Origin of the sequence: Corynebacterium sp. H130 (assembly GCF_037572395.1) — a bacterium.
Lineage (GTDB): Bacteria > Actinomycetota > Actinomycetes > Mycobacteriales > Mycobacteriaceae > Corynebacterium.
The window spans coordinates 282,101-296,143 of record NZ_JBBHLA010000001.1 but is presented as its reverse complement, the minus strand read 5'-3'; the positions used below and the strand labels follow the sequence as shown (position 1 = coordinate 296,143).

Annotated in this window: 10 protein-coding genes; 3 read left to right on the top strand and 7 right to left on the bottom strand. The window is 55.4% G+C overall.

Features of this window, described 5'->3' with window-relative positions; all coding sequences use genetic code 11:
* Nucleotides 1–231: 231 nt before the first annotated feature.
* Both WG939_RS01425 and nrdR read left to right on the top strand, forming a co-directional pair.
* On the top strand, nucleotides 232–567 hold the full coding sequence (locus WG939_RS01425) for a hypothetical protein (protein ID WP_339981760.1): 336 nt from the start codon (nucleotides 232–234) through the stop codon (nucleotides 565–567).
* Nucleotides 568–668: 101 nt separating this feature from the next.
* Nucleotides 669–1,124, top strand: coding sequence for a transcriptional regulator NrdR (gene nrdR / locus WG939_RS01420; RefSeq protein ID WP_339981759.1), 456 nt, complete (start codon nucleotides 669–671; stop codon nucleotides 1,122–1,124).
* A gap of 9 nt (nucleotides 1,125–1,133) precedes the next feature.
* On the opposite strand, the gene hrpA is transcribed toward nrdR, so the two are convergent.
* The 4 genes from hrpA to WG939_RS01400 form a co-directional block, all read right to left on the bottom strand.
* Nucleotides 1,134–5,045, bottom strand: coding sequence for an ATP-dependent RNA helicase HrpA (hrpA, locus tag WG939_RS01415; protein WP_339981758.1), 3,912 nt, complete (start codon nucleotides 5,043–5,045; stop codon nucleotides 1,134–1,136).
* 38 nt (nucleotides 5,046–5,083) lie between these two features.
* Nucleotides 5,084–6,013 (bottom strand): LysR substrate-binding domain-containing protein, encoded by a 930-nt coding sequence (locus WG939_RS01410; RefSeq protein WP_339981757.1) that lies wholly within the window; start codon nucleotides 6,011–6,013, stop codon nucleotides 5,084–5,086.
* Between the two features lie 258 nt (nucleotides 6,014–6,271).
* Entirely contained in the window at nucleotides 6,272–8,812 is a 2,541-nt protein-coding gene (locus tag WG939_RS01405; RefSeq protein WP_339981756.1) for a DEAD/DEAH box helicase, read from the bottom strand.
* Between the two features lie 37 nt (nucleotides 8,813–8,849).
* Entirely contained in the window at nucleotides 8,850–9,821 is a 972-nt protein-coding gene (locus WG939_RS01400) for a PAC2 family protein (RefSeq protein WP_339981754.1), read from the bottom strand.
* 70 nt (nucleotides 9,822–9,891) lie between these two features.
* On the opposite strand from WG939_RS01400, the gene WG939_RS01395 reads away from it, so the two are divergent.
* Entirely contained in the window at nucleotides 9,892–11,109 is a 1,218-nt protein-coding gene (locus tag WG939_RS01395; RefSeq protein WP_339981753.1) for a DUF4192 domain-containing protein, read from the top strand.
* Here WG939_RS01395 and galE read toward each other — a convergent pair.
* From galE to WG939_RS01380, 3 genes are all read right to left on the bottom strand, one after another.
* Complete coding sequence (gene galE, locus WG939_RS01390; protein WP_339981751.1) at nucleotides 11,106–12,095, bottom strand: UDP-glucose 4-epimerase GalE; 990 nt, start codon at nucleotides 12,093–12,095, stop codon at nucleotides 11,106–11,108. The genes WG939_RS01395 and galE overlap by 4 nt on opposite strands.
* A gap of 19 nt (nucleotides 12,096–12,114) precedes the next feature.
* Nucleotides 12,115–12,789 (bottom strand): metal-dependent transcriptional regulator, encoded by a 675-nt coding sequence (locus WG939_RS01385; RefSeq protein WP_339981750.1) that lies wholly within the window; start codon nucleotides 12,787–12,789, stop codon nucleotides 12,115–12,117.
* Nucleotides 12,790–13,005: 216 nt separating this feature from the next.
* A complete protein-coding gene (locus tag WG939_RS01380; RefSeq protein WP_339981748.1) occupies nucleotides 13,006–13,995 on the bottom strand; it encodes a sigma-70 family RNA polymerase sigma factor in 990 nt (329 codons plus the stop codon).
* Between the last annotated feature and the right edge of the window lie 48 nt (nucleotides 13,996–14,043).

The following is a 14,043-nucleotide window of genomic DNA, read 5'->3' as shown; positions in this document are numbered from 1 at the left end:
TCGTGAAACTTTATGTTCGATCCTAACAATAAAACCTGCTGGTGTCATGGCCCGACTGTCGAAAACAGTAGAAAAGTTTCGAAAATCTGGGCCAAAACTAGACATTCGAACATGCGCGTGCTAAAAATCGAACATAGAGTCGTAAATCGAACAACTAATCGAATGTTTGATGTAGGTGTCTGACCGGCCTTCTACAGTCAAAGCATCACTAACAGAGAGGACCCAATCCACATGACCACCATGATGTTCCCACAGGCTGCACGTACTGCTAACAATAAAGCTTTTCGACACGCTGTTCCAGCAGCTTCCACCTGGAACGGCGGAGTATCTCAGCGCCGTGTTTCCGTATCGACTTTTGACGCAGGTACTCGTGTTCCTGTTCGAAGGACACGGCAAGCTCGAGTCAACAGCAGTGTGGACGGCCGTGGCAGAGGCAAGTTTAGCCAGGCTCTGTTAGGTGGACTGCTCGGGCTGGCAGCAGTCATTGCCATGATCGCGGCACCAGTCAGCGAACCGGACGACGTTTCTAACCAACCCGTTCAAATTTCCTCAATGCAGGTGAAGTAATTCAAACAGCTAAAATAGGGGCGTACATATTAAACGGTCATTGCGGTTGCCTCGGGCAGCATGTGACTTGCTTTTACTTCAGCTCGGGAGCGTATTAACTCGTGTATTGCCCTTTTTGCCACCACACCTCCTCGCGGGTGATCGATTCCCGCGTCATTGATGCAGGTGCTGCAATCAGACGCCGCAGGGAATGCATTCAATGTGAAGGTCGCTTCACCACGGTGGAAAAGGCAGTGCTCCTCGTGATCAAACGCAATGGTGTGACCGAGCCATTCAGCCGCGAAAAGGTCATCACAGGTGTTCGCCGTGCATGCCAAGGCCGAGATGTGTCTGACGACGCGTTGAAGCGATTGGCTCAGGAAGTCGAAGAGTCTGTGCGCAGTCACGGAAGCAGCCAGATCAACGCCAATGACATCGGTCTTGCAATTTTGGAGCCGCTTCGCGAACTCGACGAAGTCGCCTACCTTCGATTCGCCTCTGTATACAAGTCTTTCGAAAGCGCCGATGACTTCGAGTCTGAAATCCGACTTATGAAACGCAGGGCGCGCCAGCAGTGACAGGCGTGGCTAGCGCAATTTTGCGATAGCTTTTTCAATTCGTCGCACAGATACCGGGTGGGCTGTTCCTAGATGTTGTGCAAACAAGCTAACTCGCAACTCCTGTACCATCCATCGAATGTCCTTCACGGCTGCAGTCTTCTCCCTGCCAAGTGGTAGTTGCTCAAGACGCACGTGGAGCAGTTTTTCGCATTCCACGATCTGATCCTGTACATCAGCATCGCGATCAGGATCCCGATCCATGTTGTCTAGACGCACGCGCATGGCTTTGAGATATCTGGTCAGGTGACGAAGACGCTGCATACCGTGGATCGTCAAGGCTTGTGGAGGTAGCAAAAAGGCGAGTTGGCGCTTCATGTCGTCGATGGCCTCACCAGACCACCCTTCAAGCTCAGCTTGGACATCAAGAAACTCAACCAGAGCCGGTGCGATGCCTACGACCATCTGCCGTACTGCAGAAGGCACCTGAGGTGCAATCCTCTTCTTCAACTCATCGAAAGCTTCCGGTGTCCGAACCGGTCCGCCTGCCTCGATGAGGAGATCACGAATAGCAGCGACCTTGGCGTCTGAGACAAGGCCATTTAAACCGCCATGTGGGTAATTGTCCACGGCAACCCGCTGCTTCAGTGGCAGACCATTGGCCATATTTTTACCTGGCGTGTCGATAGCTCTCAGGAGGAGTGTCAGGGTTGAGGTCAGCATCGCGGCGTCAGCCTCGGCCTTCGTTGGCATGGCCTTGACGGCTACCCCTTCTGATGTCACCACCAAAGCCGGGTAGGCAACAATGTTCTGCCCATCGACGGTGGTGACGATTTCTTCTGAAATCGCGCCTTGGCCGTCAGAACTCCAGGTAGCAGCAGGAGGCGCAACGGTCTTTCCCCGCTGAACTGCCTTATGGACCGATGCTCGAATCTTGCCAGTGCTTCGGGCCTTGAGCTGTTGCAGATCTTTGTCAGAGTCGATGATCTTTCCGCGCTTATCTACAGCTGCAAAGGTGACCCGAAGGTGTGGGGGAAGCTTGGATACATCGAAATCGCTGGCGCTAATGCCTGAAGCACCCAAACCACGAAGCGTTGTGGCAAGTTGCTCCAGCAGGGACCCGAAATGCGGTTTCAACTCAGGTAGTGCGCGAGCCGCAAAGTCCGGCGCCGGAATGACGCTGCGACGCAGATGCTTTGGGAGACTGCGGATCAACTCAGTAACGAGGTCGTGGCGAAGCCCCGGAACCAGCCACTCAAAACCGTCTTCGGAAACACCAGCCAACAGCGGAACTGGAATACGAACGGTGACACCGTCATATTTATGGCCCGGCTCAAAGAAGTAGCTGAGCTCAAACTCAAGCGAGCCATGATGCCACACGTCAGGGAACTGTTCTTCGTCTACTGCTTCCGCAGAGTCGGCTAACAGTTTGTTGGGGTCGAAGGACAACAGGTCGGGTTCTGAAGATCTCTTCTTCTTCCACCAGGAGTCAAAGTGCCGCGCCGTGGTGATGTGCTCAGGAAGACGCTGATCATAAAAGTCGAACAGCGCTTCCTCATCGACGACGATATCTCGCCTACGCGCCTTATCTTCCAAACGTGCAGCTTGCTCAAGTTTTTGCACGTTGTCGTGGAAGAACTGGTGATGGGTGTTCCATTGGCCGTCGATAAGCGCGCTGCGGATGAACATGTCCCGCGCCGCCACGGCATCGACCTTGTGGTACGGCACAAGCTTGTCGACGACCACAGTGACACCGAATAGCGTTGATTTTTGATACACCATTGCAGCGCCTCGCTTGGAGGACCAATGAGGCTCGGAGTACTGATGGCGGAGGAGGTCACCAGCAAGACGCTCGACCCACGCAGGATCGATTTTTGCCACGTCACGGGCCCACAAACGAGAGGTATCAACGAGCTCAGCCGCCATGACGAAGTGCGGAGGCTTCTTGGATAAAGCAGAACCGGGGAAGACCATGAAGCGGGCACCGCGAGCGCCGAGGAATTCCTTGGATTCTCCTTCCCTCTGACCAATGTGTGAGAGCAAACCCGCCAGGAGCGACTGGTGCACAGCGTCGGCGTTCAGCGGTGTGGTTTCGCTCTTCCAACCTAGGTCGCCGACAATACCTCTGAGCTGGCGGACCAGATCCTGCCATTCGCGGATACGTAGGTAGTGCAGGTATTCGGCCTTGACGCGCTTGCGGAAGGCATTGCCGGAAAGCTCGCGGGATTGTTCCATGAGGTAATCCCAGAGCTTCAAATAGCTCAAGAAGTCACTGGTGGTGTCCTTGAAGCGAGCATGGAGCTGGTCGGCCTGCGCTTGATGCTCGAGTGGGCGCTCGCGCACGTCTTGAATAGTCAAAGCAGCGACGATGATGATCACCGTTTCCAGGCATCCATTGCGCTCAGCCTCCACCAACATGCGCGCGAGTCGGGGATCTACCGGAATTCGTGCGATGCTGCGACCCACTGCGGTCAAGACAGGTGCGCCACTGTTTTCCTCCTGCGAGATCGCGCCAAGCTCGTGGAGAAGAAGCACACCGTCACGGATTGCTTTAGGGTCGGGCTTTTGGATGAACGGAAACTCCGCGATGTCACCGAGCCCGAGCGCCGCCATTTGCACGATGACGCTGGCCAGGTTCGTGCGCAGGATTTCAGGATCAGTAAATTCGGGTCGGGTCGCGAAGTCTTCCTCGGAATAGAGGCGGATGGCAATGCCATCTGCAACACGACCGCATCGACCAGAACGCTGGTTAGCGCTAGCCTGCGAAATTGGCTCAATAGGTAGGCGCTGCACCTTGGTACGAGTGGAATAGCGGGAAATACGAGCCTCACCAGTGTCAATGACGTAGTGAATGCCCGGAACAGTAAGAGACGTCTCGGCAATATTGGTAGCCAGCACAACTCGGCGCCGGGAATGAGGCGAGAAAACACGATGTTGCTCTTCATTGGAGAGCCGGCCAAACAGTGGAACGACCTCTAGGCCCTTGAACCGTCTCTTGTCGATAGCCTCCATGGCATCGCGAATGTCCCGCTCGCCGGAGAAGAAGCACAAGATATCTCCATCGCCCTCACGGTGAAGCTCCTCAATGGCCGAAATAACACCGTCGAGTTGGTCAATATCAACCGATTTGCCGTCGTGTTCGGCTACCAGCGGGCGATACCTAATTTCAACTGGGTAGGTGCGCCCTGAGACTTCAATGATGGGTGCAGGGTCACCGTTGGCGTCAGAAAAGTGAGCGGCGAAGCGTTCCGGGTCGATCGTCGCTGAGGTAATGATGACCTTCAGATCCGGACGCTTGGGGAGAATGTTCTTGAGGTAGCCAAGCAAAAAGTCAATGTTCAGTGAACGCTCGTGGGCCTCATCGATGATGATGGTGTCGTATGCCCTCAAATAGCGATCTCGCTGCAGCTCAGCCAACAAAATGCCATCTGTCATGAGCTTGACAGCAGTGGTGGGGGAGACTCGGTCATCAAACCTAATGGCATAGCCAACGCTTTGACCGATTTCCTGACCCAGTTCATCGGCGATGCGCTCTGCAACAGTACGGGCTGCGAGCCTTCGAGGCTGGGTGTGGCCAATGAGGCCACGGGTGCCCAAGCCGAGTTCAAGGCACATCTTCGGAATCTGGGTCGTCTTACCTGATCCGGTTTCACCGGCGATGATGACAACCTGGTTATCCCGAATCGCCGACATAATGTCTTCGCGACGACCACTGACCGGCAGTAATTCGGGGTATGTGATCTCGGGGAGTTGCTCCCGCTTTTCAGCAACCGAACGGGCGGCAGCATCGATGTCGGAGTAAATAGCCTCCAAGGCGCGCTGGGAGCGCGCCTTGGAAAGCCTACGGCGGAAACTATGTTCAGCGCTGAGGGAAACCTCACTCAGACGGGAGTAGAGATCCTTCTTTTGCAGCGCAGAATGGGCGTGATCGGGCTTGTTCATAACTAGCAACTAGTCTAGACCGACCAGCACCAGAGCCGTTAGATGGCTGCAGCGAATGCCTTAGCAATGATGGCGCCGAACTCGCTGAACTCCTCCGCGCGGTGGGAAGAGGAACGGAAAGCAAGACCGATGGTCCGCTCCGCGTGAACGTCAGCTGCAAAAGTTGCGGTGGCAATACCTGGGCGGTTTGACTCCCACTCAACTGCGGATTCTGGAATCAGAGTTGCGCCAAGTCCACCGGCAACACACTGCATGACTGTAGCTAGGCTCGAGGCCTGAGCGATTGCAGAACGAGTGGTCGTTGGGTGTACATCAATCGTGCGACAAAGATCGACAATCTGATCTCGTAGGCAGTGGCCGTCGTCAAGCAGCAGCAAATTCAGATCCTGCAAGACAGACAATGGCAGGTTCTTCTTGCCCGCAAGCTCGTGGCCTTCCGGCACTGCAAGGACGAACTTCTCGGTGTATACCGGCACTTCAACCAAACCGTGCTTTGCGGATGGGACGGCGATGAGGATGACGTCGAGGTGGCCGTCGCGAAGCTGCGCGACAAGCTGTTCGGTCTGGGCTTCGACGATGCGTGGCTCGAGGTCATCGAACTCGGTGGACATGAGCTGCAGGAAGTCAGGAAGAATGTATGGCGCTACCGTTGGGATCATGCCGATGGAAAGCGGGCCGGTGAGGGAGCCTTCAGCGCCCTGGGCGTGGCTGAGGAACTTGTCTGCAGCGTCCAGGGTTGCCTTTGCCTCTGGGAGCAGTGCTTCGCCAATAGGTGTGACGATCACTCGGCGAGTCGAACGCTCGATGAGCTGCACTCCCAGGCCAGACTCAAGCGCAACAAGTGCCTGAGAAAGGGACGGCTGGGAAATCGACAACTTTGCAGCGGCGGTTCCAAAGTGCTTGGTTTCCGCAATCGTGACAAAAGTTCGCAGCTGGGCCAGCGTTGGGCGGTACCCGCGAGAAGCCATTTTATTAATCCTCATCTACCTAAAACGTGGGCCGTGAGCTGAATATGAGCGCGTAACCATGCGCACTCGTCAAAGTTCAGCCGAAAGTACGACCCATTGAGAAGCGAAGTTCATAACAATTGTGTTACAACAATGCTGTTGATATCTAAACACTTTTGTATCACTAAGTCACTTACGAGCTGTGAAAGTGTTTGCGGATCAACAAATTTAATCAGCTGACCTGCAAATTTTATAAAACTCAACTGAATTTAACTTGAATTAAGAAATCCGAATTTTAAGCGTTTCCAAAATGACTTCTCCCGCTTCGTCCGAAGCATCAAGATCAATAACTGCCTCGAAGGCGAAGACCTTGTCGTCTTCTGGGTCTTTGATGATTTGCTCTGCTTGCCAGTGTCGCCCGGTGGTTTTAACCGAGAAGTACTCCGGACCGCGAGCTGCTGGCCCCACATCGAGATCGGCATAATCATCAAAATAGGCGTCCAAGGCATCCCCAAAATCGGGCTTGTCCTCGAGATGCGCAACGATGAACTCGAGTTCCTCTTCCTTTTCCAACGCGAACAGTTCGACCAGTCGGAACATGAAATTGCGGACCATGATTTTCAGTGCCCGAGGGTTGGCGGACAACGCATTAGGATCTTGTACGCCGAACGCCAGTTCCCGCTGCACAGTTTCAGCTGAAATAGGGGCATCTGGGTCTGCCATTTGCGCCCATTCATCCACGAGGGACGAATCCACCTGACGTACGGTCTCACCGAGCCAGACGATGATGTCTTCCAGCTCCTCAGTGAGGTACTCGGTGGGCACAGTGTGCTGCAGCGTCCGCCACGCGTCAGTGAGATAGCGCAACGCCACGCCCTCGCTGCGTCCCACGCCGTAGGTTGCCACCAGATCTGAGAAGGTCATGCCGTGCTCGATCATGTCGCGAACCACGGACTTAGGGGAGATGTCGAACTCCCGAACCCATGGATTGCCCTTGCTGTACGATTCCAGCGCGTCTTCGAGCAGATCATTCAGTGGCTTAGGCCACGTGATGTCTTCCACGATCGCCATTCGTTCCGTGTAATCCACGCCTTCGGACTTCAGCGCGGCGATCTCCTCACCGCGAGCGAACTTCTGCTGCGCGACCAGGATCTGGCGCGGGTCGTCAAGAATTGCCTCGAAGACACTCACCACATCAAGCGCGAAAGTATCTGATTCGCGATCGAGCAGTTCTAGAGCAGCCACCGCAAACGGCGCCAATGGTTGGTTGAGTGCGAAGTCGCGTTGCAGCTCGGCGGTGAGATGGTAGCGGCGGCCTGCAGCGTCACGGCCCTCTGGCGCCTTCTCGACGATTCCTGAGGCAAGCAATCCTCGGAACAGCTCAATCGTCGTCAGAATGTCCTTATTTTGCTTAGCCCTCGTGTCATGATTGCCCCGCAGCAGGGCGCGCATGTGTTCAAAACCGTCCCCAGGGCGGGCGATGACATTGAGCAGCATGGAGTTCGAGATTCTGAACTGGCTGGTCATTGGCTCTGGTTCGGCAGAAATCAGACGCTCATACGTGCTCGAAGTCCATGTCACCTCACCTTGGCGAGCGACCTTCTTCCGAATCTTCTTCAGCTTCGCTGGATCAGTTCCAGCCTTCTGTCGAAGTCGATAGTTCTCAATTTCATGCTCGGGGGCTTCAATGACGACGGTACCGATGGTGTCGAAACCCGCCCGACCTGCGCGCCCCGCAATTTGGTGAAATTCGCGTGACTTCAGCATTCGCATCTTAGACCCGTCAAATTTAGTAAGGCCTGTCATCAACACTGTGCGAATTGGGACATTAATGCCCACGCCAAGGGTGTCTGTGCCACAAATAACTTTCAGTAGTCCTGTTTGAGCAAGCTTTTCTACCAAGCGACGATACTTCGGAAGCATTCCCGCATGGTGCACGCCAATTCCGCGTCGCAGCAGCTTGGATAAGGTCTTTCCAAATGCGGTAGTGAATCGGAAGGCACCAATCTCCGTGGCGATTTTCTCCTTCTCCTCAGCCGTGAGTACATTCATCGACGTCATCGCTTGAGCGCGTTCGGTGGCTTCTCGCTGGGTGAAATGAACGACATACACTGGTGCTTTGCCAGTACTGAGCAGCTCTTCGATGGTCTCGTGCACCGGAGTGTATACGTAGGAAAACTCCAGCGGGACCGGGCGCTCTGCACCGCTGACAACGTTTGTGGTCCGACCGGTGCGCGATTCCAGGTCCTTTTCCAAGAAGTTGGTGTCGCCGAGAGTCGCCGACATCAGGAGGAATTGGGCCTTGGGAAGTTCAAGTAACGGAACTTGCCATGCCCAGCCACGGTCCGGCTCTGAGTAGTAGTGGAATTCATCCATGACCACCTGGTCGATATCAGCATCTTTGCCGTCGCGAAGCGCAATGTTGGCGACGATTTCGGCGGTGGCGCAAATAATCGGTGCGCGCCCATTTACCGTCGCGTCACCAGTCATCATGCCAACATTTTCGGGTCCGAAGATGTCGCAGAGGCTGAAGAATTTCTCACTGACCAGAGCTTTAATCGGGGCAGTGTAGAAGGAACGCTGCCCGCGGGCCATTGCGATGAAGTGGGCGGCGATGGCCACCATGGACTTGCCTGAACCAGTGGGGGTGGCCAAGATGACGTTATCGCCAGCGAGGATTCCGAGTGCGGCTTCCTCTTGCGCCGGATAAAGGGAAATCCCTTTTTCACGTGTCCATGAAAGGAAAGAGTCAAAGATCGACTCGTCAAACAAAGACTCGGGGACGTCACTCAGGTCGGGCAGCATCTGGCTAAGGTTCACCTTATCCAGCGTAGCTGCTGCTCGCCTGTGCGGGGAGTTATTGCTCGTCCGTGTCAGTCTCTGGGTTCGTATCATCGTCGAGAGCTGCGAGGAAACGCTCAAACTCGGCGCCTAGTTCCTCACCGGAAGGAATAGGAGCATCTGCCGGAAGAATCTCCTGGCGGGACTGTTCCTGATGCCGTTCCATTTCCGAGTCGTACTGAGACTCCAAAGCACGCACTACGGCTTGAATCTCGTGGGAATCGTGAACTTGTTCTTCGACCTGTGTGCGCACCTTTTCCGCGTCAGCTTCGATTGCTGCCAACGGAAACTGCAAACCTGTTGCATCCGAAACTGCCTTGAGCAGCTTGAGTGTGGCTTCCGGATAGTCAGAAGCCGCCAGGTAATGGGGCACGTGAGCTGTGAACCCAGAAACACTGCGCCCGCGCGCATTGAGCTTGCGTTCCAAATGCAGCGAGGCTGAGCCTGGGACAGTAATACGGGTGTCGATGTTAAACATCCGCTGCAGGATCTCTTTGTTGTTTCCATGTGCAGAAACGACAAGCGGGCGAGTGTGCGGAACTGCCATTGGAGCTGCATAAAGGCAGATCGTTTGCTGCACACCAAAACGTTCGGCAAGATCCGCAACGGAACCGGTGAAGGCATCCCAACGCAGGTCAGGCTCAGGGCCTGACAGCAACAGGAATGCAGTGCCAGCATTGTCCTTAACGACATGCAGGTTGAGCTCTGGATCTGCGATGTCAATGACTTCATTGTGCTCAATAGTCACTGCTGGGCGACGAGAACGATAGTCAATGAGTTCATCGGTATTAAAGGACGCAAGCGGCCGGTGATCCAATGCCTGAAGCAAATGGGAAGCACCCGATTCAACAGCCTGACCAGCATCCGCGTAGCCCTGCATCGCAACAATCAGAGTTGGACCAGCCACACCATCGGTTGCGACCTCTGGGGCAGGGAATTCCAGCTCGTACATCCGAGTCGTACGGCCACCTCCCGAAAGCTCTGCCATGTGTCCTCCTCAAACTAAAAACTATTGCGTTAGTACTTCAGTGCAACAGGTGTGAATCCTTTATTATTCCATGACCTGTGATGTGATTGTCTATCCCCGCTCCGACGAAGCTGTGGATAACTCGGGTTATCCACAGTTGAACGGTCATTTCGAAGACATGCCCTTTCGCGAAAACAAAGCAGCACTGATACTGCGTGGCATGAGCACACATCCAGATTTCACACCAGGCTTTCTCATATCCAATATCCCGGGCGTTCTCGGGTACCACCCTGAAAACTCACTCATCGCTTTCCTCTTCTTTCGCCAAGCTGAGGTAGGGAAGGGAGGACGCTACGTACTTGGCCCGATGCTGCGCGCCGACTTTGGGGCGTTAAATCACGATTCGGGATTTGTTGACTATATCGCTCACATCGAACCTGACCTCGTTTTTGGGGTCGTCGTGGGGACGGAGGGAGCGCTCGAATGCGCCCGGGAATTCGAGGTTCTCTGTCACGAAACGGGCGTCCCATTGTCCGCGGTCTGGCACGTGCCTGAGTTGTTCTCGGGAGCGCAATATACCCGAATCACAGGTGAAGGGGTTGACGGTCTCAGTGAATTCACTTCATTTCGTCAACAGTGGGATCAGGGTGAGGTAGCGGAGATCCTTGCATCGCCGGCCATGGCGTCGTTCGTCCAGCGCGGAGATCTTCCGGCAATTAATAGGAGGGAAAGCTACGCGTATTTTGAGCCGACGCAGCAATCAGTAACCATCGATGGGCGAGAGCAACTCACCAGGGACTGCATTATGCACGCTGAATCTTTGATCGGAGCACTTGAAGCGAGCGATGCCTTCGACGCAGAGCTAATGACGAGGTCGCTCATCGATGATTTCCAAGACATCATAGACCGCGTCATTTCCTATCAGCTTTCTGAAGACGAGATCGAAGCTGACAACGACATCATCGAGCATGCCAGTGTGTATTTTGGACACACTTGGCTCCGGGATGCATTGCTCGACTATGCAGTCGGCGACTACTCAGCTGCCTTCTATCGGCTGTGTGTCGCCGTGGCCCGGGTGCTACGAGGGGAACCACGAGCGCATGCCTTATGTTGCGCAGCTATGGCTGCCTCGTTCATAGGCCACAATCACCGGGTGCCACAGGCGTTGGAACTAGCCAACGTTTCGTGTCCTCGCCACCGGTTGACCTATCTCATGCAAGAAGCCCTCCACTGTGGCGGGTTGACACTGCTGTATCGGGCCTGTGTGGAGGGCGCTCGTCTTGCACGAGTTAAGTTGGTGCGAGGCTAACGCACTCGGGAAGCACTATGGGCTGCATCGCCCAAGTTCTTGGTGAACGCCCATGCGTCCTGAACGATGGTGCGTAGATCGGTGCGGGTCGGGTTCCAGCCGAGCTCCTGCTTTGCTTTCTCAGAGGATGCGATGAGCACGGCAGGATCACCGGCGCGACGTGGTGCAACCTCAGCCGGAATCGGATGTCCGGTTACCTCGCGACAGACGTCAATGACCTGGCGCACTGAGTAGCCATCGCCTGAGCCCAAGTTGAAAATACGGTGCTGGCCTGGGCTGTTCGATTCCATTGCCAGCAAGTGTGCGTCCGCCAAATCCCGAATGTGGATGTAGTCGCGGACTGGGGTGCCGTCGTGCGTTGGCCAATCGTCGCCGAAGATCATGATCTTGTCACGGTGGCCCAGAGCTACCTGCAGCACTAGCGGAATCAGGTGGGTTTCCACTTCCCGGTTCTCGCCAACTTGCCCGTAAGCACCGGCAACATTGAAGTAGCGCAGGCTCGTCGCAGCCAGACCGAATGCCTTGGCATAGGACGTAATCGCGTAATCGATAGCCAGCTTCGTCGCACCGTAGGCGTTCGTAGGGGAGGTCGGCATGTCCTCAGTGATTGGGACCTGCTCTGGCTCGCCATAGGTTGCAGCCGTCGAAGAAAAGACAAGGTTTCCGACACCATGGGCGCGCATCGCATCGAGCAAAGCCAGGGTGGTGACGAAGTTATCGTGCCAGTACTCGTCTGGCTTCTCAACAGATTCGCCTACCAATGACCGAGCGGCGAAGTGCAAAACGGCATCGAAGTTTCCCTCGGCAAGAACGGAATCGATCCGGTCTTTCACATCACCTTCGATAAACGTCGCACCTTCCGGCACCGCGGAGCGATTGCCGGTGGTGAGATTGTCCAGGATCGTGACGTCGTGACCTGCTTCGACCACAACATGAGAAAATACGCTGCCCACGTAGCCGGCGCCGCCGGTTACCAAAACCTTCATCTTGTCCGTTGTCCTTGCCTTAAATTTCAATTCGGATGGCGTGGCTAAGTTCTTCAGGAAGTGTGATCACTGCATCGCCGCAGCGCAGCTCCGCTCCCTCGCGTCGATTGACGACGGTGATTGTCGCACCAAGCCGGATTCCAGCGTCACGGAGCTTGCGTACGACGTCTTCCTCGACCTGGATGATTTCGTTGATCTGCTTAACCTTGGCAGTCACTTCCTTATCGCGTGGCAGATCGACAATGCGATCGCCGAGCGCGACAGTGGATACCGGGACACCCAATTCGTCGAGACCGGGGATGGGATTGCCAAAAGGGGAGGAGTCAAAACACTCGAGTACTTCCACGAGACGACGCTCAACTTCGTCGCTCATAACGTGCTCCCAGCGACAGGCTTCGCCATGGACCTTGTCGATGTCGAGGCCGATGACGTCGGTAAGCAGTCGTTCAGACAACCGGTGCTTACGCATGACCGCAGTGGCCAGCGCACGACCCTCATTTGTCATTTGCAGGCTGCGGTCGGGGGCTACCAGCACCAATCCGTCGCGTTCCATGCGTGCAACCGTTTGGCTCACGGTTGGCCCGGACTGCTCGAGGCGCTCGGCGATTCGTGCACGGAGAGGGATAATCCCTTCTTCTTCAAGCTCATAGATGGTCCGCAGGTACATCTCTGTGGTATCTACCAAGTCCTTCAAGAACACTGACCTTTCCATAGTGGACAAAGCGCCGTCGTCTTCAGGGCACCTGTGACTGGAGTCAGACAGTGACCGGGAGAAAGCTTGGGACGTTCATCCTATCGACAAACCTCATGTTAGCGCATACTAAGCAGCAAAGAATGAATGAAAACGCCCCTGAACCAGGAGACTTGTCAGGACAAGACTTCCCAGTGCAGGGGCGTACCCAAGGGGAACTTAGAGGGAATAATCCCGAAGCTTCGCGGCCCGGTCGCCATCGCGCAACTTGGCCATCACTTCGCGCTCAATCTGGCGGACACGCTCGCGAGACAGACCGAACTTGCGTCCGATTTGATCCAGGGTGCGTGGTACACCGTCGTCGAGACCGTAACGCAAGCAGATGACGTCCTGTTCGCGCTGCTCCAGGGTGTCCAATACGCTGCGGATGTCTGAATGACGCAAGGACGCGACGACAGCAGTTTCGGCGTCGGTGGCTTCGGAATCTTCGATGAAGTCACCGAGTGGTGCCTCTTCGTCAGCACCAACTGGCATGTCCAGGCTTACTGGATCGCGAGACTGACGCAGCAGCATTTCGATTTTGGACTCATCGATACCAGACTCTGCGGCGAGCTCCTCATTCGTCGCCTCTCGACCGAGATTCTGGTAGAGCTCGCGCTTGATGCGGGACAGCTTATTCACCTGTTCCACCAGGTGGACTGGGAGGCGGATGGTGCGGGACTGGTCTGCCATGCCTCGGGTGATAGCCTGGCGGATCCACCACGTGGCGTAGGTGGAGAACTTGAAGCCCTTGGAGTAGTCAAACTTCTCCATCGCACGGATCAGGCCAAGATTGCCTTCCTGGATGAGATCAAGCAGTGGCATGCCACGGCCGGTGTAACGCTTAGCGAGGGAAACAACGAGACGAAGGTTAGCCTCGAGAAGGTGCGCGCGGGCTTTCTTTCCCTCCTTTGCCAGCACCTTGAGGTCACGCTTCTTGGCGCGGGTCAGGTTCTCTGCCTCGTGCTCCAGCAGGTATTCGGCGTAGAGCCCAACCTCGATGTCCTGGGCGAGGGCCACTTCCTCTTCTGCGTTCAGCAGCGCCGTCTTACCGATGCCGTTCAAGTAGACGCGAACCAGGTCCGCCGAGGGATTGTCGTTCGTGTGACCACGACGGCTGCCGCGATCCACTTCTGTTTCGCTAAAAGCTTCGGTGGACGGTTGAGTCATGAGTGCCTCCTGCTCGTCGTTGGTTCTACCCTAAACAACGGAGCAGAG

What these genes read in the sequence shown, in the direction of transcription:
- WG939_RS01425 (WP_339981760.1), top strand. Translation starts at nt 232, where the DNA reads ATGACCACCATGATGTTCCCACAGGCTGCACGTACTGCTAACAATAAA.
- hrpA (WP_339981758.1), bottom strand. Translation starts at nt 5,045, where the DNA reads ATGAACAAGCCCGATCACGCCCATTCTGCGCTGCAAAAGAAGGATCTC.
- WG939_RS01410 (WP_339981757.1), bottom strand. Translation starts at nt 6,013, where the DNA reads ATGGCTTCTCGCGGGTACCGCCCAACGCTGGCCCAGCTGCGAACTTTT.
- WG939_RS01400 (WP_339981754.1), bottom strand. Translation starts at nt 9,821, where the DNA reads ATGGCAGAGCTTTCGGGAGGTGGCCGTACGACTCGGATGTACGAGCTG.
- WG939_RS01395 (WP_339981753.1), top strand. Translation starts at nt 9,892, where the DNA reads ATGACCTGTGATGTGATTGTCTATCCCCGCTCCGACGAAGCTGTGGAT.
- galE (WP_339981751.1), bottom strand. Translation starts at nt 12,095, where the DNA reads ATGAAGGTTTTGGTAACCGGCGGCGCCGGCTACGTGGGCAGCGTATTT.
- WG939_RS01380 (WP_339981748.1), bottom strand. Translation starts at nt 13,995, where the DNA reads ATGACTCAACCGTCCACCGAAGCTTTTAGCGAAACAGAAGTGGATCGC.